This window comes from Streptomyces sp. SudanB52_2052, assembly GCF_964272415.1.
In the GTDB taxonomy this organism is placed as follows: Bacteria; Actinomycetota; Actinomycetes; order Streptomycetales; family Streptomycetaceae; genus Streptomyces; species Streptomyces olindensis.
Genome location: NZ_OZ186796.1, coordinates 8,268,904 through 8,288,746, shown reverse-complemented (window position 1 = coordinate 8,288,746; position 19,843 = coordinate 8,268,904). Strand labels below are relative to the sequence as shown.

The following is a 19,843-nucleotide window of genomic DNA, read 5'->3' as shown; positions in this document are numbered from 1 at the left end:
GCGGGATGTCACCGACGCCCGCGTCCGGATCCGGGTCCGTGGCCCGGCTCCGGGCGGTACCGGCGGCCTCCGCGAGCGCGGCGACGGTCGGCCGCTCGAACACGTCGCGCGGTGAGAGGGCCAGACCGGCCGCGCGGGCCCGGCCGACCAGCCGCATGGAGACGATGCTGTCACCGCCGAGCGCGAAGAAACTGTCGTGCACGCCGACCGAGTCCAGCCCGAGGACCTGCGCGAACAGCGCGGCGAGCCGCTCCTCGGCCGCGTTGCGCGGCGGCTGGGCGGCGGGCCCGGCGGTGCGGGACGGGGCGGGGAGCGCGGCGGTGTCCAGCTTCCCGTTGAGGGTGAGGGGGAACGCGTCGACCGGGACGAACGCCGACGGCACCATGTAGTCGGGCAGGGCGGCCGCCGCCGCCCGGCGCAGCAGCTCCGCCGTCTCCTCGGCGGGCGGAGCGGCCGGGGCCGTCACGACGTAGGCGACCAGGCGGCGCACGCCCGGGGTGTCCTCGCGGACGACGACCGCGGCGCGTTCGACGAGTTCGTGGCCGAGCAGGACCGCCTCGATCTCGCCGGGCTCGATGCGGTAGCCGCGGATCTTGACCTGGTCGTCGATCCGTCCCAGGCATTCCACCAGGCCGTCGTCGGTCCACCGGGCGATGTCGCCGGTGCGGTACATGCGGGCGCCGGGGCGGGTGGTGAACGGGTCGGCGACGAAGCGGCTCGCGGTGGTCGCCGGCCGGCCCAGGTAGCCGCGGGCCAGTCCCTCGCCGGCGATGTACAGCTCGCCGTCGACGCCGGTCGGTACGGGGTTGAGGTGCCCGTCGAGGATGTACAGGGTGGCGCCGGCCACGGGGCGGCCGATCGCGGGCCGGTCGCTGAGGGCGAGGTCGCAGTCCGCGGAGTCGACGGTGCACTCGGTGGGCCCGTACAGGTTGTGCGCGGCCAGTCCGTCGGTCTCGCGCAGGGTGCGCCACAGGTCGGGCGGTACGGCCTCGCCGCCGACGCCCAGCACCTTCAGCCCGGCCCGCCAGTCGCCGCCGCGCGCGACGACCTCGGCGAGCAGGGACGGGGACAGCTCGATGAACTCGATGCGGTGCTCGGCGAGGAAGCCGCGCAGCGCGTCCGGGTCGCGGCGGATCTCCTCGGGCACCAGGTGCAGTTCGTGTCCGGCGAACATCCACAGCATGGGCTGCCAGGACGCGTCGAAGGCCGTCGGCCAGGCGTGGCCCACGCGCAGGGGCCGGCCGCCGGCCGCCGCCGAGGCCGGGGTGTGCAGGGCGGCGTGGTGGGCGGCGAACAGGTTGACGATGGCCCGCTGCGGCACGACGACGGCCTTGGGGCGGCGGTGGAGCCGGAGGTGTAGATGATGTAAGCGGGGTGTTCGGGGAGCAGCGCGCCGCCGCGGTCGGCGTCCGTCAGATCGGTGCCGTCCGCGTCCGCGAGGCGCTGCCGGGTGCCGGGGTCGTCGAGCAGCAGGACGGGGACCTCGCCGAGGGTGTCCGGCGCCGGCGCGGTGCCGGTGGTGGCGACCAGGGCGACGGGCCGGGCGTCGGCGAGCATCCCGGCGATCCGCTCCTCGGGCCAGGCGGGGTCGAGGGGCAGATAGGCGGCGCCCGCCTTCTGGACGGCGAGCAGCGCGGTGATGGTGTCGGGTGTGGGCGGCAGGGCGAGCGCGACGATCCGCTCCGGCCCGGCACCGGACTCGGTGAGCACCCGGGCCAGCCGGTTGGCGCCCGCGTTCAACTCGGCGAAGGTGAGGCGCTGTTCGCCGCCGACGACGGCCACCGCGTCCGGTGTGCGGGCGGCCTGCGCCTGGAGCACCTCGGGCAGCGTGGCGTACGGGGTGGGCAGCGGTTCCGCCGCCCCGCGCGCCGACAGTGCGGCCCGTTCCTCGGGCGCGAGGACGTCGAGCGCCGCGAGCGGGGTGCCGGGCTCCGCGACCACCGCGCGGACGAGCCGTTCGAAACGCCCGGCGAGCCGCTCCACGGTGGCCCGGTCGTAGCAGTCGGGCCGGAACTCGAAGACGACGCCGAGCCGCTGTTCGGCGAGCACGGCGAGGGTCAGCGGGTAGTGGGTGGCGCCGGACCCCTTGACGTCGAGGATCCGCAGTCCGGACTCCACCTCCGCGCGGGCCACCGCGTCCCGGTCGATCGGGTAGTTCTCGAAGACCAGCAAGGTGTCGAAGAGGTCGCCGGTCCCGGCGAGGCGCTGGATCTCGGTGAGGCCGAGGTACTGGTGGTCCATCAGCCGGGACTGCTCGTCCTGCACACGGCGCAGGAAGGCGGCGGCCGGCTCCCCCGGGGGTACCGACACCCGCACGGGCACGGTGTTGATGAACAGGCCGATCATCGACTCCGCGCCGGCGAGTGCGGCGGGGCGCCCGGCCACGGTCGCGCCGAACACCACGTCGTCCCGGCCGGTCAGGCGCGCCAGCAGCAGGGCCCACAGGCCCTGGACGACGGTGTTGACGGTGACGCCCAGGCCGCGGGCCGTCCGCTGCACGTCGGCGGTGAGTTCCTCGGACAGCCGCAGCGTGTGCAGTTCGGGCGGTACGGGGACCAGGCCGGCGGCCGAGGGGGCCAGCAGGGTCGGCGTCGCCCCGGCCAGTGCCTGGCGCCAGGCCCGGCCGGAGGCCTCCCGGTCCCGGCTCGCCAGCCAGGCGAGGAAGTCGCGGTACGGCCGTACGGCGGGCAGCGGGGCCGAGCGGCCGGGGGCGAGCTGCGCGGCGTACAGCTGGAGCAGTTCGCGCACCAGCAGGGGCACGGACCAGCCGTCGAGCAGGAGGTGGTGGTTGGTGAGGACGAGCAGCCGGCGGTCGTCGCCCCGGTCGATCAGGGTCAGGCGCAGCAGCGGGGGGTCGGTCAGGTCGAAGCGGGCGGCGGCGTCGGCGGCGACGAGCCGCTCGATCTCCGCCTCGTCGGCGGCGTCGGCCTCCCGCCAGTCGACGGGGACCTGCTTGAGGACGACCTGCACCGGCTCGTCCATGTCGTCCTCGTGGAGGAAGGCGCTGCGCAGGTTGGCGTGCCGGGCGAAGAGCTCCTCGGCGGCGGTGCGCAGCAACTCGGGGCGGAGCGGGCCCTCGATCTCCACGAGGGACTGCATGGTGTAGACGTCCTGGGCGCCCTCGTCGAACAGGGCGTGGAACAGCAGGCCCTGTTGCAGCGGGGACAGCGGCAGGACGTCCTCGACCAGGGACCCGTCGTCCGCCGCGCCGGCGGGCTCTGTGCTCATCGGCTCCTCCACCTCGCCTTGACGTTGTCGAGCTGCGACCGGCTGAGCGACACCAGCGGCTCCGCGGTCGCCGAGAACTCCTCCTCCGGGGCGGCGCCGTCCGGCAGGCAGCGGGCGAGACCGGCCGGGGTGCGGTGGGTGAACACGTCCCGGGGGGAGAGTGCGAGTCCCGCCCTGCGGGCCCGGTCGGCCAGCCGGACCGAGACGATGCTGTCGCCGCCGAGGGCGAAGAAGTCGTCGTGGACGCCGACCCGTTCGACGCCGAGGACTTCGGCGAACAGGCCGCACAGCGCCTTCTCCGGTTCGGTGCGCGGCGGGTCGAAGGTGCTCGCCCGCGTGAAGTCGGGGGCGGGCAGCGCGCGGCGGTCGAGCTTGCCGCTGGGGGTGAGCGGCAACGCCTCCAGGACCACCACGGCGGCCGGTACGAGGTGGGCGGGGAGCCGCTCGGCGAGGGCGTGGCGCAGGCCGGCCGGATCCGGGCCGCCGCCCGCACCGGGGTCCGGTTCGACGTACGCCACGAGCCGCCGGGGCGCCGTCCCGTCCTCCCGGGCCACGACCCCGGCCGCGCGCACGCCGGGCAGGGCTCGGGCCGCCGCCTCGATCTCGCCGGGTTCGACCCGGAAGCCGCGGATCTTGACCTGCTGGTCGGCCCGGCCCAGGAACTCCACCGTGCCGTCGGGGCGCAGCCGGGCCAGGTCGCCGGTGCGGTAGAGGCGGCTGCCCGGCGGGCCGAAGGGGTCGGCGACGAACCGTTCGGCGGTGCGGCCGGGTTGGCCCAGGTACCCGCGGGCCAGTCCGTCGCCCGCGAGATACAGCTCACCGGCCGCCCCGGTGGGGGCAGGGCGCAGGAAGGGGTCGAGGACATGCACCCGGGTACCGGCGATGGGCCGCCCGAGCGGGACGGTGCCGGCGGTCTGCTTCTGCCCCGCCGCGGGGGCGGTGTCCCGGCCGCCCACCCCGTTCTCGTCGTCGGCGTACACGTGGACGAGGCTGTCGCCGGCCGCCTCCGAGCAGCCGTAGAGGTTGACGAGGCGGGCGGTCGGCCAGCGTGCGGTGATCCGGTGGGCCAGGTCGGTGGTGAGGGGTTCGCCGCTGGAGATCCAGGTGCGGACCGAGCCGAAGCCGCCGGGCGGGGCGGACTCGACGAGGGTGGTGTAGAGGCTGGGGACGGCTGTGAGCAGGGTGGCCCGGTGCCGGGAGGCCAGCGCGGCGAGGGCGGTGGGGTCGCCGGCCGTGTCGTCGTCGGCGAGGGCCACGGCCTCCCCCGCGACCAGCGCGCCGAGCAGTTCGGTCAGGCCGTCGATGAAGCTGATCGGGCTCTTGGCGACGCGGACGCCGGGCGGGCCCTCCGTCAAGGTCCGGCCCCAGGCGAGCCGGTTGGCCAGGGCCCGCTGCGTGCCGAGCACGCCCTTGGGGCGGCCGGTGGAACCGGAGGTGAACACGACGTACGCGGGGTGGTCGGGGGACAGCGGCGGGCGCGGTACGGCGGGGGCCGTCTCGCCGGGGTCGCAGACCGACTCCGGGTCGAGGGCGAGTCGCCGGGCGGTCTCCTGGTCGCTCACCACGAGCCGCGGGTGCGCGTCCCCGAGCATGAGGGCGATGCGCTCGGGCGGGTAGGACGGGTCGACGGGCATGCAGGCGGCCCCGGCCTTGAGGGTGGCCAGCAGCGCGGTGACGAGGTCGGTACCGCGTGGCAGGGCGACGGCCACGACGGACTCGGGCCCGGCACCGCGGGCGAGCAGGGCGGCGGCCAACCCGTCGGCGGCGGCGTCGAGTCGGGCGAAGGTCAGGGTCGTGTCGCCGTGATGGACGGCGGGGGCCCGCGGTGTGTGGGCGGCCTGTTCCTCGAAGAGGTCGCGGACGGTGGTGTGCCGCTCGCCCGCAGCGACAGCACGACGCCCATCGTCCGAGGCGGTATGCCGCTCGCCCGTAGCGGCAGCACGGCGCTCGTCGTGCGGGGCGGTGTCCAGCCGTCCCACCGGTTGGTCGGGCTCCTCCGTGAACGCCCGTATCAGCCGGTGCAACCCGGCCGCGATGCCGGTCACCGCCGCGTGGTCCAGGGCCGCCTGCTGGTGGCTGAAGGTGAGGGTCAGCCGGTCGCCGGGGAGGGCGGTGAGGGTGAGCGGGTAGTGGGTGGCGTCGCGGACCGACACCTCGGTCATGCGGGGGCCGTCGGGCCCGAGGGCGCGGGCGATGCCCTCGTCGTCGATGGGATAGCTCTCGAAGACCAGCAGGGTGTCGAAGAGGAGGCCCTGCCCGGTGGCCCGCTGGATGCCGGCGAGCCCGAGGTGCTGGTGGCCGAGGAGTGCCGCCTGCTCGGACTGGACGCGCCGGAGGAGGTCGGCGAGCGGCTCGTCGGGGCGTAACCGCACGCGGACCGGCAGGGTGTTGATGAACAGTCCGACCATCGACTCGATGCCGGGGACGTCGGCGTCGCGGCCGGAGACCGTGGCGCCGAGGACCACGTCCAGCCGGCCGGTGTACCGGGCGAGGAGCACCGCCCACAGTCCCTGGAGCACCGTGCTGACGGTCACTCCGTTGGCGCGGGCGGTGGCGGTGAGGGCCGTGGTCTCCCGCTCGGAGAGTTCCACGACGTGCCGCCCGGGCTGCCCGGCGGGGAGGTCCCGTGCCTCGGGGGCGATGAGGGACGGTTCGTCGAGGCCGTGCAGCGCCGCCTGCCAGGCCTGTTCGGCGGCGGCGCGGTCCTGCCGGGACAGCCAGGCGAGATAGTCGCGGTAGGGCCGGACCGGGGGCAGGGCGGCCGGGTCGCCGCCCGAGGTGTAGAGCCGGAACAGCTCGCGGACCAGCACGGGCGCGGACCAGCCGTCCCACAGGAGGTGGTGCGAGGAGATCAGCAGCCGGTGGTCCCGGTCCCCGAACACCACCAGCCGGACGCGCAGCAGCGGCGGGCGGGCGAGGTCGAAGCGGGCCTCGCGGTCCCGGTCGAGCAGGTCCTCGAACGCGGTCTGCCGCTCGGCCGGCGGCAGGCCGGACAGGTCGGTGGCGCGCCAGGGCGTCCGGATCCCGCCGGCGATCACCTGCACCCGCCGGCCGGACCGCTGGGTGCGGAACGCGGCCCGGAGGTTGGCGTGCCGGGCCAGGAGGGCGTCGGCGGCGGTGCGCAACCGGCCCTGGTCCAGCGGTCCTTCGAGCCGGATGACCAGCTGTCCGGTGTAGACGTCCCGGGCGTGTTCGTCGTACAGGGCGTGGAAGACCATGCCCTCCTGCGTCGGCGACAGGGGGAGGACGTCCTCCACGACCGGCCGGGGCGCCATCAGTCGCCGGCTCCGCGCATGGCCTCGGCCAGGCTGCGCGGGCGCATGTCGGTCCAGTTCCGCTCGATGTGCTCCAGGCAGGCGGTCCTGGTGTCCGGGCCGTGCACGCTCTCCCAGCCGGCCGGGACGGGGGCGAAGTCGGGCCACAGGGAGTACTGGCCCTCGTCGTTCACCAGGACACGGAAGACGCCGCTGTCGTCGTCGAACGGGTTGGCCATGGCTCAGTTCCTCTCCTGCTGGGTGAAGGCTCCCGCGTACTGGTCGGGCGCCCCGGGCACCGGCTCGGCCGGGTCCGCGCCGAGCGCGACGATCCGGTTGGCCTTGTCGACGTGGACGACCCGGGGCCGGTGGGCGGCCCGTTCGGACTCGTCGAGCACGGCGAACGACATGACGATCACGAGGTGGCCGGGGTGGACGAGATGGGCGGCGGCGCCGTTGACACCGATGACGCCGGTGCCGCGAGCGCCGGTGATGGCGTAGGTGGTGAGCCGGGCGCCGTTGTCGATGTCGACCACGTGGACCTGCTCGCCCTCGGTGATGTCGGCGGCTTCCATGAGGTCCTGATCGATCGTCAGGGACCCCACGTAGTGCAGATCGGCCTGGGTGACGGTGGCTCGGTGGATCTTGCCGTTGAGCAAGGTGCGCTGCACCATGACCCCCTGAGGAGTAGCACTTAGGTTAGGCTAACCTAAATCAACATCGTCGTGTCCGGAAGAACGGCTACACGGAACAGTTGCGGAAGAACTCCAGAAGCACGCGGTTCACCTCGTCCGGACGCTCCAGATAGCCGTAGTGGCCGCAGCCCTTGATCTCCTGGTAGAGCGCGCCGGGGACGGCCTCGGCGACCTCGCGGCTCAGGCGGGGCGGCAGGACGAGGTCGTCCGCGAAGCCGATCACCAGGCAGGGCACGTCGATCGCCCGGTAGGCGTCGAGCCGCCCCTCGGGGACCTCCAGGTCGAGCTGGGCCCTGACACCCGGTCCGGTGGGCTCCGGCGACAGCTCGAAGAGCTCCAGCCAGTCCTGGACCCGCCGTTCGTCGTCGAGGGTGGCGGGCGAGAGGTTCCGCAGGGCCCGAGTGCAGGCCGCGTAGGCGGGCGGCAGCTCCACCCCGCTGTCGTACAGGGCGCGTTCGGCCGCGGCCGTCGCCGAGCGCAGGGCGTCGGTCCGCCCCCGGGTGGCCATCAGCACGCCCTGCCGCACGAGCCGGGGCCGGCGCAGCATCAGCTCCTGGGCGACGTACGCGCCCAGGGAGACGCCGACGACGCGGCAGGGCGCGAGGCCGAGGTGCTCGACGAGGCCCGCGGTGTCGGCCACGAGGTCGTCGATGGTGAAGCCCTCGGGGCACTCGTCGCTCGGCGGGACGCCCCGGTTGTCGAAGGTGACGACGCGGTGTCCGGCCTCGACCAGGGCGGGCACCTGGTGGAGGTGCCAGGCGCGCCCTCGGGCGCCCCGGCCCATGACCAGGAGCACGGGCTCGCCGTGGCCGGTGTCGTCGTAGTGGATCCGGACTCCGTCGATGGTCGTGCTCGGCATGGCCCCTCCTCTCGGGCGCGGGGTCAGTCGGTGGCCGGTGACGTCTCGGCGGGCGCCGCCCGCCCCTCACCGGCGGGCGGCCCCTGGAGGGTGGCCTTGCGCAACCCCGGCAGGGCGAGGGCGACCGCCGCCACGCCGGCCAGGCACACGACTCCGCCGACGACGGCGGCACCGGCGGACGAGCCGAGCGCCCGGGCCACCAGGCCCGCCTCCACGTTGCCCACGGAGGGACCGGCGGTGGCCTGGGCGAGCCAGAGGCTGCCGACCCGGCCCTGGAGGCGGTCCGGCGTGTAGTGCTGGAGCAGGGCCCGGCGCAGGATCTCGGAGACGGTGTCGCCGAGGCCCGCGAGGGCCAGGAAGACCAGTGCGGTCCACAGGGTGGGGCTGAGGCCGAAGCAGGTGATCGCCAGGCCCCACAGCGCGACCGCGCCGATCAGGGCTCGTCCGGTGTGGTGGATCCGGCCGGTCCAGCCGCTGGCCAGGGCCCCGCAGAACGAGCCGACCGCGGGGGCGGTGTAGAGCAGGCCGACGGTGGAGGGTCCGCCGCCGAAGTGCTCGGTGCCGAGTTCCGGGAACAGCGCGTACGGCATGGCGAAGACCACGGCGCACACGTCGATCAGCAGCAGCCCGGCCACGACCTGGTTGCCGCGCAGGAACCGCAGCCCCTCCCCCATGGCCTTCAGCGGGTGCTGCGGCTCCCCGGCCCCCTCGGGCGCGAGGCGGGGCAGCGGGGCGAGCAGGGCCAGACCGACGACGTAGATGACGGCGTCGGCCGCGAAGCACAGCGCGACGCCCGGCCCGGCCGCGATGACGCCCGCGAGGGAGGGCCCGGCCATGGCGCCGAGCTGAGCGGTGAGGGTCATCAGCGCCCCGGCGGCGGTGAGTTGGCCCGGGGCCACCAGGGCGGGGGCGGCGGCCATGAGGGCGGGTCCGCCGAGTCCACTGGCGCCGCCCGCGAGGACGGCCGCCACGAACACGAACCACAACTGCGGGTCGGGCAGGGCCGCGTTCACCGCGAGACCCGTGATCACCACGGCGGTCGCGGCCCGGGTGACGAGCACGATCCGGCGCCGGTCGACCCGGTCGGCGAGCACACCGCCCGCGACCAGCCCGACCAGCAGCGACAGCCCCAACGACAGGCTCATCAGGCCTACCTGGACCGAGGACCCGGTCAGTTCGTAGACCTGGATGCTGGCCGCGACCGAGGTGAGGTGCGTGCCCAGCATGGAGATCGCCTGGGTGGCGAACAGCAGCCGGAAGTCCCTGCTCGCTCTCAGGGGCGTGACGTCGACGACGACTTCTCCCAGTCGCACCTTCGCACCTAGCCCCTCAGGGACGGCGCGGCGAGCGGCGCCGGTTGCGCGGGCACGACGTACGGGGCGACGCTGCGGAGCTTCTCGCAGGTCTCCTCCAGCTCCCGGGCGGGCGTCGACCCGGCGAGGATGCCGGCGCCGGCCCGCAGCCAGGTGCGGCCGTCCTCCTCGAAGAGGCTGCGCAGGACCAGGGCCGCGTCGAGCGAGCCGTCGCTGCCCGCCATGAGGACGGCGCCGCTGTAGATGCCGCGCGGCTCCTTCTCCAGCCGGGCGATGCAGTCGTACGCCGGTGCCTTGGGGATGCCGGAGGCGGTCACGGCCGGGAAGACGGCGCGCAGCACGTCCCAGGCGGTCGCGCCCTCGGCGAGCAGTCCGTGCACGCTGGAGCCGAGGTGCTGGACGCTGCCGCGCCGGCGCACGCTCAGCAGGTCGCGTACGGAGACGGTGCCCGGGCGGCAGACGGTGGCCATCTCCTCCTCCGCCAGTTTCACGGAGAGCACGTGCTCGGAGATCTCCTTGGGGTCGGCGAGGAGTTCGGCGCGCAGCCGCTCGTCCTCCTGCTCGCCGAAGCCCCGGGCGCGGGTCCCGGCGAGCGGCTGGGTGAGGGCCCGGCCGTCCGCGCCGACCTCGGCGACGGTCTCGGGACTGAAGCCGACGACCCGGCGTCCGCCGAGGTTCATCAGGTAGGAGCGGGCGGGGGTGTTGTGGGACCGGCCGTGCACGTAGGTCGCGGTGAAGTCGACCGGGAACGGCACCGGGACGGTCCGGGAGAGGATGACCTTCTGCAGGTCGCCGGCCCGGATCTCGTCGATGGCGCGGGCCACCAGCTCGGGGTAGGTGCCGTCGGCGTCGGCGACGTCGATCGGCCGGGCCTCGACGGGGGCCCGGGTGACGGGTTCGGCCAGCACCCGGAGTAACGCCTCCAGGGTCTCCGGGTCGGTGCTGCGCACCTCGGCCTCGCCCTGACGGAGCCTCACCTCGCTGTGCGGGACGACGAGGTGGAGGAGCCGCCCGTCCCCGGCCCGGTCGGGGCGGCCGGCGTTCAGGTGCGAGAACTCGTAGGCCATCCAGCCGTAGGCGTGCCAGCCCTCGACGGCCATCCGGTCGAGCTGTTCCTGGACTTGGCGCAGGGGGTGCGGGCCGAGCGGGACCGCGGCGTCCTCGGTGAGCCTGCGGCCGCGTACCTCGGAGCGGTCGACCACGACCTCACCGAGCGCTCCTCCGGCGAACCACCACTCGCCTTCCCTCTCGTAGACCACGTACTGGTCGAACAGTCCCGACTCGGCCAGCCTGGCGGCCAGCAGGACGGGGTCTCCCGGCAGTTCCGTCCGCGCGCTCCGGTACCGCAGCAACGACTACCTCCCGAGCTTAGGTTAACCTAACCTAAGGCAAGACCCTAGCCTCCGCGCCGAAGTCTCGTCCAGGCTTGACCCCGATCTTCCATTAGGGAAGCCTTTCCTAAACAGCAGGCGGGAGTTGAGGATGCTCGACGGTTGGGTGCCCTGGCCGGAAGAGGTCGCCGAGAGGTATCGGGCCGAGGGGTTCTGGGAGGGCCGGCCGCTGGACCGGCTGCTGCGGGACCGGGCCGAACGCGACCCGGAGCGCATCGCGCTCGTGGACGCGGCGGGCGACCGGTGGTCGTACGCCGAACTCGACGCCCGCGCCGACCGTCAGGCCGCGGGACTGCGCCGGCTCGGCATCGGCGCCGGGGACCGCGTGGTGGTCCAACTCCCCAACACCGACGCCTTCGTGGTGCTGTTCTTCGCGCTGCTGCGGGCCGGGGCGGTACCGGTGCTCACGCTGCCCGCGCACCGGGAGAGCGAGATCGTCCACGTCGCCGAGACGTCCGGCGCGAAGGCGTACGCGATCCCCGACACGCACGACCACTTCGACCACCGTGCCCTCGCCCGGGCCGTCCGCAAGGCCGTGCCCTGCGTGGAGCACGTCCTGGTGGCCGGTGATCCCGCGGAGTTCACCGCGCTCGGCGACGTCGACGCCGACCCGGTCCCCCTGGCCGTGCCCGACCCCTCGGACGTGGCCGTGCTGCTGCTGTCCGGCGGCACCACGGGCAAGCCGAAGCTCATCCCGCGCACCCACGACGACTACGCCTACAACGTCCGCGCCAGCGCCGAGGTCTGCGGCTTCGACAGCTCCACCGTCTACCTCGTGGTCCTGCCGACCGCGCACAACTTCGCGCTCGCCTGCCCCGGGCTGCTCGGCACGCTGTACGTCGGCGGCACCGTCGTCCTCTCCCCCACCCCGAGCCCCGAGGACGCCTTCGCGCTGATCGAGCGGGAGAGGGTCACCGTCACCGCCGTGGTCCCGCCGATCGCCCTGCTCTGGCTGGACGCCGTGGAGTGGGAGGAGGCCGACCTGTCGTCCCTGCGGCTGCTCCAGGTCGGCGGCTCCAAGCTGGGCGCCGAACCCGCGGCCCGGGTCGGACCCGCCCTCGGCTGCGCCCTCCAGCAGGTCTTCGGCATGGCCGAGGGCCTGCTCAACTACACACGCCTGGACGACCCGCCGGAACTCGTCGCCGAGACCCAGGGCCGCCCGATGTCCCCGGCCGACGAGATCCGGGTGGTGGACGAGGACGGCCACGACGTGCCGCCCGGCGGCACCGGCGAGCTGCTCACCCGCGGCCCCTACACCCTGCGCGGCTACTACCGCGCGCCCGAGCACAACGCCCGCTCCTTCACCGACGACGGCTACTACCGCACCGGCGACCTGGTGCGCGTCCTGCCCTCCGGGCACCTCGTCGTCGAGGGCCGGGCCAAGGACCAGATCAACCGGGGCGGCGACAAGGTCTCCGCCGAGGAGCTGGAGAACCACCTCCTCGCCCACCCCGCGGTGCACGACGCGGCCGTGGTCGGCATGCCCGACGCGACCATGGGCGAACGCACCTGCGCCTACCTCGTGCTGCGCGGCGGCCGGGCGGCTCCCACCCAGCGGGACCTGGCCGCGTTCCTCACCGAACGGGGCGTCGCCGCCTACAAGCTGCCCGACCGGGTGGAGGTGGCCGACGTCTTCCCCAGGACCTCCGTCGGCAAGATCGACAAGAAGGAGCTGGGCCGCAGGATCGCCGCACGACTGCGCGCGGAGGGCAGCGGTGCCGGCTGAGACCACCGCTCCGGCCCGCCCGGAGAAGCACTCCCCGGCGCCCCCCGCCCGCCGCCGGACCTCCACCCGCACCCTCGCCGTCCTGGGCGCCCTGCTGCTGCTCCTCGTGGCCGTCCTGCTCAGCCTGGCCATCGGGTCGCGGTCGCTGCCGGTGTCCGTCGTCGTGGACGCGCTGCGGCACGACGACGGCTCGACCGCCGCCTCCGTCGTCTGGGACGTGCGGGTGCCGCGCACCCTGGCCGGCATCGCCGCGGGTGCCGCCCTCGGGGTCGCGGGCGCGCTCATCCAGGCGCTCACCCGCAACCCGCTGGCCGATCCCGGCCTGCTCGGCGTCAACGCAGGGGCGGCCACCGGCGTCGTCCTGTCCCTCACCGTGCTGGGCCTGACCAGCCTGTGGGCGTCGGTGTGGTTCGCCCTGGCGGGCGCGGTGGTGGCGGGCCTGCTCGTGTACACGCTGGCCTCGGGGGGACGCGGCGGCGCCACGCCCGAACGGCTCGCGCTCGGCGGCGCGGTGATCGCCGCGGTGTTCACCGGGATCAGCCAGACCCTGATGCTGCTCGACGCGCAGGCCCTGGACCAGCTGCGGTTCTGGAGCGTGGGCTCGCTCGCTCGCGCCGACAGCGCCACGCTGACGACCATTACGCCGTTCGTCGCCGTGGGCCTGGTGCTGGCGCTCGGCCTGGTCCGGCCGCTCAACGCGATGGCCCTCGGCGACGACGCCGCCCGCTCGCTCGGCGCCCATCTGCACCGCACCCGCTTCCTCGGGCTGCTCGCCGTCACGCTGCTGTGCGGCGCGGCGACCTCGGCCGTCGGCCCGCTGGTGTTCGTCGGCCTCGCCGTCCCGCACATGGCCCGCATGCTCGTCGGCGCCGACCAGCGCTGGACGCTCCCGCTGTCCCTGCTGCTGGCCCCGGCCCTGTTGCTGTGCGCGGACGTCCTCGGCCGGGTCGCCGTCCGCCCCGACGAACTCGACGCGGGCGTGGTCACGGCGGTCGTCGGGGCGCCGGTGTTCATCGCGCTCGTACGGCACCGCAGGGTGGTGGCCGCATGACGACGCAGACCCCGGCGCCCGCCGGGCTCCCCGCCCGGACCCACGTCGTACGGAGCCGCTCCCACCGCCTGTCCCTGCGGCTGGACGTGCGCGCCCTGACGGTCTGCCTGCTCGTACTGGCCGCCACGGCCGGGGTGGGCGTCCTCGCCCTCGGCACCGGCGAGTACGCGATCTCCCCGGCGGACGTGGTCCGGACCCTGCTGGGCAACGGCAGCCGCCGGACCGACTTCGTCGTGGGCGAACTGCGACTGCCGCGGCTGCTGACCGGCATCCTCGTCGGGGCCGCCCTCGGGGTGAGCGGCGCGCTCTTCCAGAGCCTGTCCCGCAACCCGCTCGGCAGCCCCGACATCGTCGGCTTCACCTACGGCTCGGCCACCGGCGGCCTGCTGGTCGTGCTGGTCGCGGGCGGCACCGGCGGCCAGGTGGCGCTCGGGGCGGTCGCCGGGGGCCTGGCGACGGCCGTTCTGGTCTACGTCCTCGCCTGGCGGCACGGCATCCACGGGTTTCGGCTCGTCCTCGTCGGCATCGGCGTCAGCGCCCTGCTCCAGGGGGTCAACGCCTATCTGCTGGCCAAGGCACGGTTCACCGAGGCCGCGCAGGCCATGGTGTGGTTGAACGGCAGCCTCAACGGCCGGGGTTGGCAGGACGTGCGGCCCGCCGCGCTCGGGCTGCTGGTGGTCCTGCCGCTGATCGCGTGCGTGGCGGGCCGGCTGAAGATCCTGGAGATGGGCGACGACGTCGCGGGCGGGCTCGGCGTGTCGGTGCAGCGCACCCGGCTGGTGATGCTGGTCCTCGCCACGGCGGCCTGCGCGGTCGCCACCGCCGCGGCCGGACCGATCCCGTTCGTCGCCCTCATCGCGCCCCAGCTGGCCCGGCGCCTCACCCGGCAACCGGGCCCCAACCTCCTCGCCGCCACCTGCACCGGCGCGCTCCTCGTGGTCACCGCGGACTTCGCCTCCCAGCACCTCCACGAGTCGGCCCAGCTCCCGGTCGGCGTGGTGACCGCGGTGGTCGGCGGTCTGTACCTGGGCCTCCTCCTGCGCCGGCAACGACGCGCCGGGCGCATCTGAGGGCGTCGTGGCCCGGCTCACCGGATGGCCCGCCGCCGCCTGGGCACTCGGGAGGTACCGGCTCGCGGGGGCGCCGAGCGTGCGCCCGGCGTGAGCCGGTACCTTGCTGGGAAGGCCACTGCGGGGAGAAGCACATGACCGATCCGACGACCACAGACGCGGACGCCCTCCGTCCGCTCCCGAAGGACGGGAAGCCCTCGGGCGGGCCCGGTCGGCTCCTGAGTGCCGTCATGGGCGATCTCCGGGCCGTGGACGGCGCCCTGTACGCGGCGGTCGCCGCCACCCCCACGCCCACCCTCGACCGGACGCTGCGCCACCTGTCGCACGCGGCGGACCACTCGAAGATCTCGTTCACCATCGCCGCCGCCCTGGCACTGGCCGGCAAGCGACCGCGCAGGGCCGCCCTCGCCGGCGTCGGCGCGATCGCCGTGGCCTCGGCCTCCGCCAACCTGCTCGGCAAGCGCCTGGTGCGCCGGGCCCGGCCGGACCGGGAGGCCGCCCGGGTGACGGTGGACCGGCACGTCCCGATGCCGACGTCGGCCTCGTTCCCCTCCGGGCACACCGCGTCGGCGGTCGCCTTCGCCACCGCCGTCGGCGTGGTCCTGCCCCCGGCGGCGGTGCCCCTCGGGGCGCTGGCGAGCGCCGTCGGCTACTCCCGCATCCACACCGGCGTGCACTACCCGGGCGACGTGGCCGCGGGCGCCGTCCTCGGCATCGCGAGCGCCGCGGCGGCGCTGGCGGCGGCAGCGGCCACTCCCTCCGCGAGGACACAGGCGCTTCTCACGGCGGCCCGCTCGTGGCCGCGCATCAGCATCACCGACTCCCTGCGCCGGTGAGCCGCGGGTCGGCCGGGCGCGGGGAGGCATCGCCCCGCGCCCGGCACCCCCTCGCGCTGACGGGCCGTCAGCCGAAGGCCTTCACGGCCTGGTAGTACGTCCACGCCGTGCCGTCGCAGGAGGTCCTGGTGCCGCCGGCGTAGGCGGCGCAGACCCTCTTGAGGTCCTCGTAGAAGGCGCTGTCGAGCCGGGACTTGTTGGCGTCGAACGTGCCCGCGGCCTTGTAGTTGCGGTAGCCGAAGTCGTGACGGGCGCAGGACATCGAGAAGGGGAAGCCGAACGGGTTGTCCGGCGAGGAGGAGCAGTAGTCGGTCGACCAGTCGAAGGCGTACGCGGACCAGGCGGCCCGGTTCGCCCGGGCGGCGGCCCAGGCGCTGTAGCTCGACGCGCTGGTCTGCGTCCAGCTCGCGAGCACCTGGGGCTTGTCGGCGGGAGCGGCGCTCGCGGTCGTCGCGGTGCCGACGACGGTGACGAGGGCCAGGGTCGAGGCGGCAAGACCGGTGGAGAGTCTTCGGTGCATCCCACACCTCCATGAGGCCGCGGCCCGTCCATCGAGCCGCAGGTTCATGACAAGAGGATGACCACCTCCTCGGGGCGCTCACACCCGACCTGCCCCAAGAGCCCCTGAATTCTTGACGGTTGAAGGGAAACGGCGGGCGAAGGAAGGGAACGGCGGGCCAGGGATGAGGAACGGTGGGCCAGGGAAGGGAACGGTGACTAGGGAAGGGGAACGGCGGCGGACCGCCGGATGTCGACGGCTGTGAGCGCCAGGGCCAGCGGCCCGGGGACCAGGAAGGCCAGCGGCAGCAGCATCCAGGCGCACAGCGCGGCCGTCGCCACCGCGAGCAGGACCAGGCCGCTGCCGCCGATGTCCGCCACGGCGTCCCGGGCGGCCCCGCGCAGCGCCGCCCGCCAGTCGGTGACCGACTCCGGGCGCCCGCAGGCGCGCAGGCCGACGACCGCCGCGCACGCGCCGATGCCGGCGGCGGCCACCGCGAACAGCGGCGCCCCGGGCAGCCCCGCCCCGGCCAGCGCCAGGTCCGCGGCGAGCAGCAGCAGGCCCGCCAGCGCGACGGCTCCCGCCAGCAGGTCACCGGCCCGCAGGCGCTCGCGCAGCAGGGCGACGTACCGTCCGGCCGTGACCGGCCGGTCCTGCCCGGCCCCGCGCAGCACGGCACACGCCATCGACAGCGCGGCCGGGGCCGTCACCAGCGGCAGGCACGCCACCGAGGTGACGAGGCCGACGCTCAGCACGTCCGCGAACAGCGTCATGCGCGGCCCGAACACCTCGCCGGCCTCACGTGTCGGCATCCCGCTCACCCCTTCAGTCCGGAGCTGGCCATGCCCTCCACCAGGAACCGCTGGAAGGCGAGGAAGAACAGCACGATCGGCAGCAGCGCGATCACCGACAGGGCGAACATCGGGCCGAAGGCGGAGGTGCTGGAGGCGTCCACGAAGGAGCGCAGGGCGAGCGTCAGCGTGAACTTGTCCGGGTCGAAGAGGTAGATGAGCTGGGTGAAGAAGTCGTTCCAGGTCCAGATGAACGTGAAGATGGCGGTGGTGATCAGGGCCGGCCGGGTGAGCGGCAGCACGACCTGGAAGAAGCTGCGGAACGGGCCGCAGCCGTCGATCCGGGCCGCCTCCTCCAGCTCGCGCGGCAGGCCGCGCATGAACTGCACGATGAGGAAGACGAAGAACGCCTCGGTGGCGAGGAACTTCGGCAGGATCAGCGGCCAGTAGGTGTTCACCAGGCCCAGCTGGTTGAAGATGATGTACTGCGGGATCAGCACCGCGTGGTGCGGCAGCATGATCGTGGCGATCATGAAGGCGAACAGCGGCCCGCGCAGCCGGAATCGCAGCCGGGCGAAGGCGTAGGCGGCCAGCGAGCAGCTGATGACGTTGCCGAGGACCGCGCCGCCCGCGATGAGCAGCGAGTTGCCGAGCAGCCGCCAGATGGAGACGTCGTTCACGCCCTCCAGGGCGGTCTGGTAGTTCGCCCACTCCAGGTGGCTGGGCAGCAGGTTCAGGCTGGCGATGACCTCGTCGGCGGGCTTGAGCGAGGTGGCCAGCAGCCAGGCCAGCGGGTAGAGCATCACCAGCAGGGCGGCCAGGCAGCCGAGGTGCAGGGCGATCCGGCCCCAGCGGACGGGCTTGCGGGGCGCGGTGGTCGGGACGGCGGTCATCGGTCCCCCTCGGAGGCGTAGAAGACCCAGGAGCGCGAGGTGCGGAACAGCACCGCCGTGACGACGCCGATCACGACGAGCAGCACCCAGGCCATGGCGGAGGCGTATCCCATGTGGGAGGCGACGAAGCCGCGGTCGTAGAGGTACATGGTGTAGACGAGGGTCGAGTCGGCGGGTCCGCCCTTGCCGGCGCTGACCGCGAAGGCGGGCGTGAAGACCTGGAAGGCCTGGATGGTCTGCAGGACGAGGTTGAAGAAGATCACCGGGGAGAGCATCGGCACGGTGACCGACAGGAACTGCCGCCACTTCGAGGCCCCGTCGCACGCCGCCGCCTCGTACAGCTCGGCGGGGATCTGCTGGAGCCCGGCGAGGAAGATCACCATCGGCGCGCCGAACTGCCACACCGTCAGCAGGGCGACGGCGAGCAGCGCCCAGCCGGGCTTGTTGACCCAGCCGCCGGTGCCGAACAGGTGGTCCACGGTGCCGCCGTCGTTGAAGATCGCCCGCCAGACCAGTGCGATCGACATCGACGCGCCGAGCAGGGAGGGCGCGTAGAACGCGGAGCGGTAGAAGGCCTTGCCGCGTTTCATGCCCTTCAGGGCGAGCGCCACGACGAGGGCGAGGGCCAGTTGCAGGGGTACGGCGACGACGACGTACGTCAGGGTCGTCACGACCGAGCGCCAGTAGCGGGGGTCCTCGGTGAACATCTGCGTGTAGTTGCGCAGGCCCACCCACTTCGGCGGGGTGAACAGGTCGTAGTCGGTGAACGACAGGTACAGCGACACGGCCATCGGCAGCAGCGTCAGGACGATCGCGCCGAGGACCCACGGAGAAAGGAACACCCAGGCGGCGCCCTCGCGTTCGCGCTGGGGACGGCGCTTCGGGGCGGGGGCGGGGGCGCGCTCCGCCTCCGCGGGGATCGCGGTGGTGGTCATGACCTCAGCTCCGCCTTCGCCTCGGTGACGTAGTTCTCGGCCGCCTCGCGGGGCGACATGCGCGCGTAGGAGACCTGGTCGTAGTCGCGCTGGAAGGTGCTCTGCAGGGCGTTGTCGCCCGAGGGCGGGGCCTGGGGCGGGTCCTTGAGCTTGCCCTCCAGGGACGCCTGGAAGTCGGCGATGGTCCTGTCGAAGTCCTTGAGCTGCGGGCCGATCTCGTCGCGGATGGTCTCGTTGACGGGGATCCCGCGGCTCGCGCCGAGGATCTTCGCGGCCCGCCGGTCGTTGATCAGGAAGTCGACGAGCCGGGCCGCCTCCTCCGGGTGGGCGGTGTCGGCGGAGACGCCGAGGAACATGGACGGCTTGAAGTACTGGCCGGGTGTGCCGTCCTCGCCCGTCGGCATGGGGGCGAGGGCGACGCCGGTCGGGACGAGGGCGAGGAAACCGCTCGCCGGGGCGTCCCAGTTGGCGTCGGTGACGGACTTGCCGCGCCCGAGCGGAGTGTTCTCGACGGAGCCGTCGAGCTGGGTGGTCTGCTCGGCGGGCGAGACGGCGCCCTCGCGGCGCAGCCCGTCGGTGAAGGTCCACCAGTGGGTGAGGTCGTCGGCGGTGAAGCCGAGTCCGCCGTCCTTCGTGTAGAGGGCCTTGCCCTGGCCGCGCAGCCAGACCTCGAAGGCGTCCTCGCTCTGGCCGGGGTCGGTCGCCCCGGGCTTGCCGGTCTTCTCGGCCAGGGCGCGCATGGTGTCGGCCCACTCGCTCCATGTCCAGCTGTCGCCGGGGAGGGGCACGCCCGACTTCTTCCAGGTCTGCACGTCGTAGGCGACGGTCTCGGTGCCGCGGCCCTGCGGGATCGCGTACTGGACGTCGTCCACGCGGCCGGTGGCGAGCAGGCCCTGATCGATCTCGGAGGTGCGCAGGACGGACTTCTGCTTCCCCAGGTCGAGCAGGACGCCGCCGGAGGCGTACTGGTCGATCTGGCGGTAGTCCAGCTGCATCACGTCCGGGGCGTCGCCGCCGGCGGCCTGGGTGGCGAGCTTCTGCTTGTAGGCGTCGTAGCCGGAGAACGACGTCGTCACGTCGATGTCCGGGTGCTGTTTCTCGAACAGCGCGACGGCCTGCTCGGTGCGTTCCGCGCGGTCGGGGTTGCCCCACCACGTGTAGCGCAGCACGACCTTGCCGCCGCCGGCGGACTCGCCGGGTCCTCCGCAGCCCGCCAGCACGGCGCACAGTGCCAGTGCGGCGGCCGACGCGCAGAACCCCTTTGTCCTGTGTCCGGGCATGCCGAGGTCACTCCTCTCCTCG

Annotated in this window: 15 protein-coding genes and 1 pseudogene; 4 read left to right on the top strand and 12 right to left on the bottom strand. The window is 74.0% G+C overall.

What is annotated here, in order from left to right; all coding sequences use genetic code 11:
• Nucleotides 1–124: 124 nt before the first annotated feature.
• The 7 genes and pseudogenes from ACSUPV_RS37315 to ACSUPV_RS37285 form a co-directional block, all read right to left on the bottom strand.
• Nucleotides 125–3,228, bottom strand: a pseudogene (locus tag ACSUPV_RS37315) (amino acid adenylation domain-containing protein); the annotation flags it as partial.
• Nucleotides 3,225–6,503, bottom strand: coding sequence for an amino acid adenylation domain-containing protein (locus tag ACSUPV_RS37310; protein ID WP_436949468.1), 3,279 nt, complete (start codon nt 6,501–6,503; stop codon nt 3,225–3,227). The pseudogene ACSUPV_RS37315 and the gene ACSUPV_RS37310, both read right to left, overlap by 4 nt.
• Nucleotides 6,503–6,721 carry an MbtH family protein gene (locus ACSUPV_RS37305; protein WP_031120690.1) on the bottom strand — a complete coding sequence of 73 codons (219 nt, stop codon included), beginning with the start codon at nt 6,719–6,721 and terminating at the stop codon, nt 6,503–6,505. Before ACSUPV_RS37305 ends, ACSUPV_RS37310 begins: the two co-directional genes overlap by 1 nt.
• A gap of 3 nt (nt 6,722–6,724) precedes the next feature.
• Nucleotides 6,725–7,156: an aspartate 1-decarboxylase gene (gene panD, locus ACSUPV_RS37300; protein ID WP_382611758.1), complete on the bottom strand. Its 432-nt coding sequence runs from the start codon at nt 7,154–7,156 to the stop codon at nt 6,725–6,727.
• A gap of 67 nt (nt 7,157–7,223) precedes the next feature.
• On the bottom strand, nt 7,224–8,036 hold the full coding sequence (locus ACSUPV_RS37295; RefSeq protein WP_382611760.1) for an alpha/beta fold hydrolase: 813 nt from the start codon (nt 8,034–8,036) through the stop codon (nt 7,224–7,226).
• Between the two features lie 23 nt (nt 8,037–8,059).
• Nucleotides 8,060–9,349: an enterobactin transporter EntS gene (entS, locus tag ACSUPV_RS37290; protein ID WP_436949467.1), complete on the bottom strand. Its 1,290-nt coding sequence runs from the start codon at nt 9,347–9,349 to the stop codon at nt 8,060–8,062.
• Between the two features lie 8 nt (nt 9,350–9,357).
• Nucleotides 9,358–10,701 (bottom strand): salicylate synthase, encoded by a 1,344-nt coding sequence (locus ACSUPV_RS37285; protein WP_031120686.1) that lies wholly within the window; start codon nt 10,699–10,701, stop codon nt 9,358–9,360.
• Between the two features lie 130 nt (nt 10,702–10,831).
• On the opposite strand from ACSUPV_RS37285, the gene ACSUPV_RS37280 reads away from it, so the two are divergent.
• From ACSUPV_RS37280 to ACSUPV_RS37265, 4 genes are all read left to right on the top strand, one after another.
• Nucleotides 10,832–12,466: a (2,3-dihydroxybenzoyl)adenylate synthase gene (locus ACSUPV_RS37280; RefSeq protein ID WP_037762244.1), complete on the top strand. Its 1,635-nt coding sequence runs from the start codon at nt 10,832–10,834 to the stop codon at nt 12,464–12,466.
• On the top strand, nt 12,456–13,517 hold the full coding sequence (locus ACSUPV_RS37275) for an iron ABC transporter permease (protein WP_051851589.1): 1,062 nt from the start codon (nt 12,456–12,458) through the stop codon (nt 13,515–13,517). The genes ACSUPV_RS37280 and ACSUPV_RS37275 overlap by 11 nt, the downstream gene beginning before the upstream one ends.
• On the top strand, nt 13,514–14,587 hold the full coding sequence (locus ACSUPV_RS37270) for a FecCD family ABC transporter permease (protein WP_037762242.1): 1,074 nt from the start codon (nt 13,514–13,516) through the stop codon (nt 14,585–14,587). Before ACSUPV_RS37275 ends, ACSUPV_RS37270 begins: the two co-directional genes overlap by 4 nt.
• 134 nt (nt 14,588–14,721) lie before the next feature.
• The gene (locus tag ACSUPV_RS37265; RefSeq protein ID WP_037762240.1) at nt 14,722–15,423 is read left to right on the top strand and encodes a phosphatase PAP2 family protein; all 702 of its coding nucleotides are present in this window, start codon (nt 14,722–14,724) and stop codon (nt 15,421–15,423) included.
• 67 nt (nt 15,424–15,490) lie between these two features.
• Here the strand turns inward: ACSUPV_RS37265 and ACSUPV_RS37260 are convergent, their stop codons facing one another.
• The 5 genes from ACSUPV_RS37260 to ACSUPV_RS37240 all read right to left on the bottom strand — a co-directional run bounded on the left by ACSUPV_RS37260 (nt 15,491) and on the right by ACSUPV_RS37240 (nt 19,821).
• Nucleotides 15,491–15,943 (bottom strand): phospholipase, encoded by a 453-nt coding sequence (locus ACSUPV_RS37260; protein WP_359792947.1) that lies wholly within the window; start codon nt 15,941–15,943, stop codon nt 15,491–15,493.
• A gap of 197 nt (nt 15,944–16,140) precedes the next feature.
• Nucleotides 16,141–16,734 carry a hypothetical protein gene (locus ACSUPV_RS37255; protein WP_436949466.1) on the bottom strand — a complete coding sequence of 198 codons (594 nt, stop codon included), beginning with the start codon at nt 16,732–16,734 and terminating at the stop codon, nt 16,141–16,143.
• A 5-nt stretch (nt 16,735–16,739) separates the two neighbouring features.
• Nucleotides 16,740–17,606: a carbohydrate ABC transporter permease gene (locus ACSUPV_RS37250; RefSeq protein ID WP_037762235.1), complete on the bottom strand. Its 867-nt coding sequence runs from the start codon at nt 17,604–17,606 to the stop codon at nt 16,740–16,742.
• The gene (locus tag ACSUPV_RS37245) at nt 17,603–18,541 is read right to left on the bottom strand and encodes a carbohydrate ABC transporter permease (protein WP_037762232.1); all 939 of its coding nucleotides are present in this window, start codon (nt 18,539–18,541) and stop codon (nt 17,603–17,605) included. Before ACSUPV_RS37245 ends, ACSUPV_RS37250 begins: the two co-directional genes overlap by 4 nt.
• A complete protein-coding gene (locus tag ACSUPV_RS37240; protein WP_436949465.1) occupies nt 18,538–19,821 on the bottom strand; it encodes an ABC transporter substrate-binding protein in 1,284 nt (427 codons plus the stop codon). The genes ACSUPV_RS37245 and ACSUPV_RS37240 overlap by 4 nt, the downstream gene beginning before the upstream one ends.
• Between the last annotated feature and the right edge of the window lie 22 nt (nt 19,822–19,843).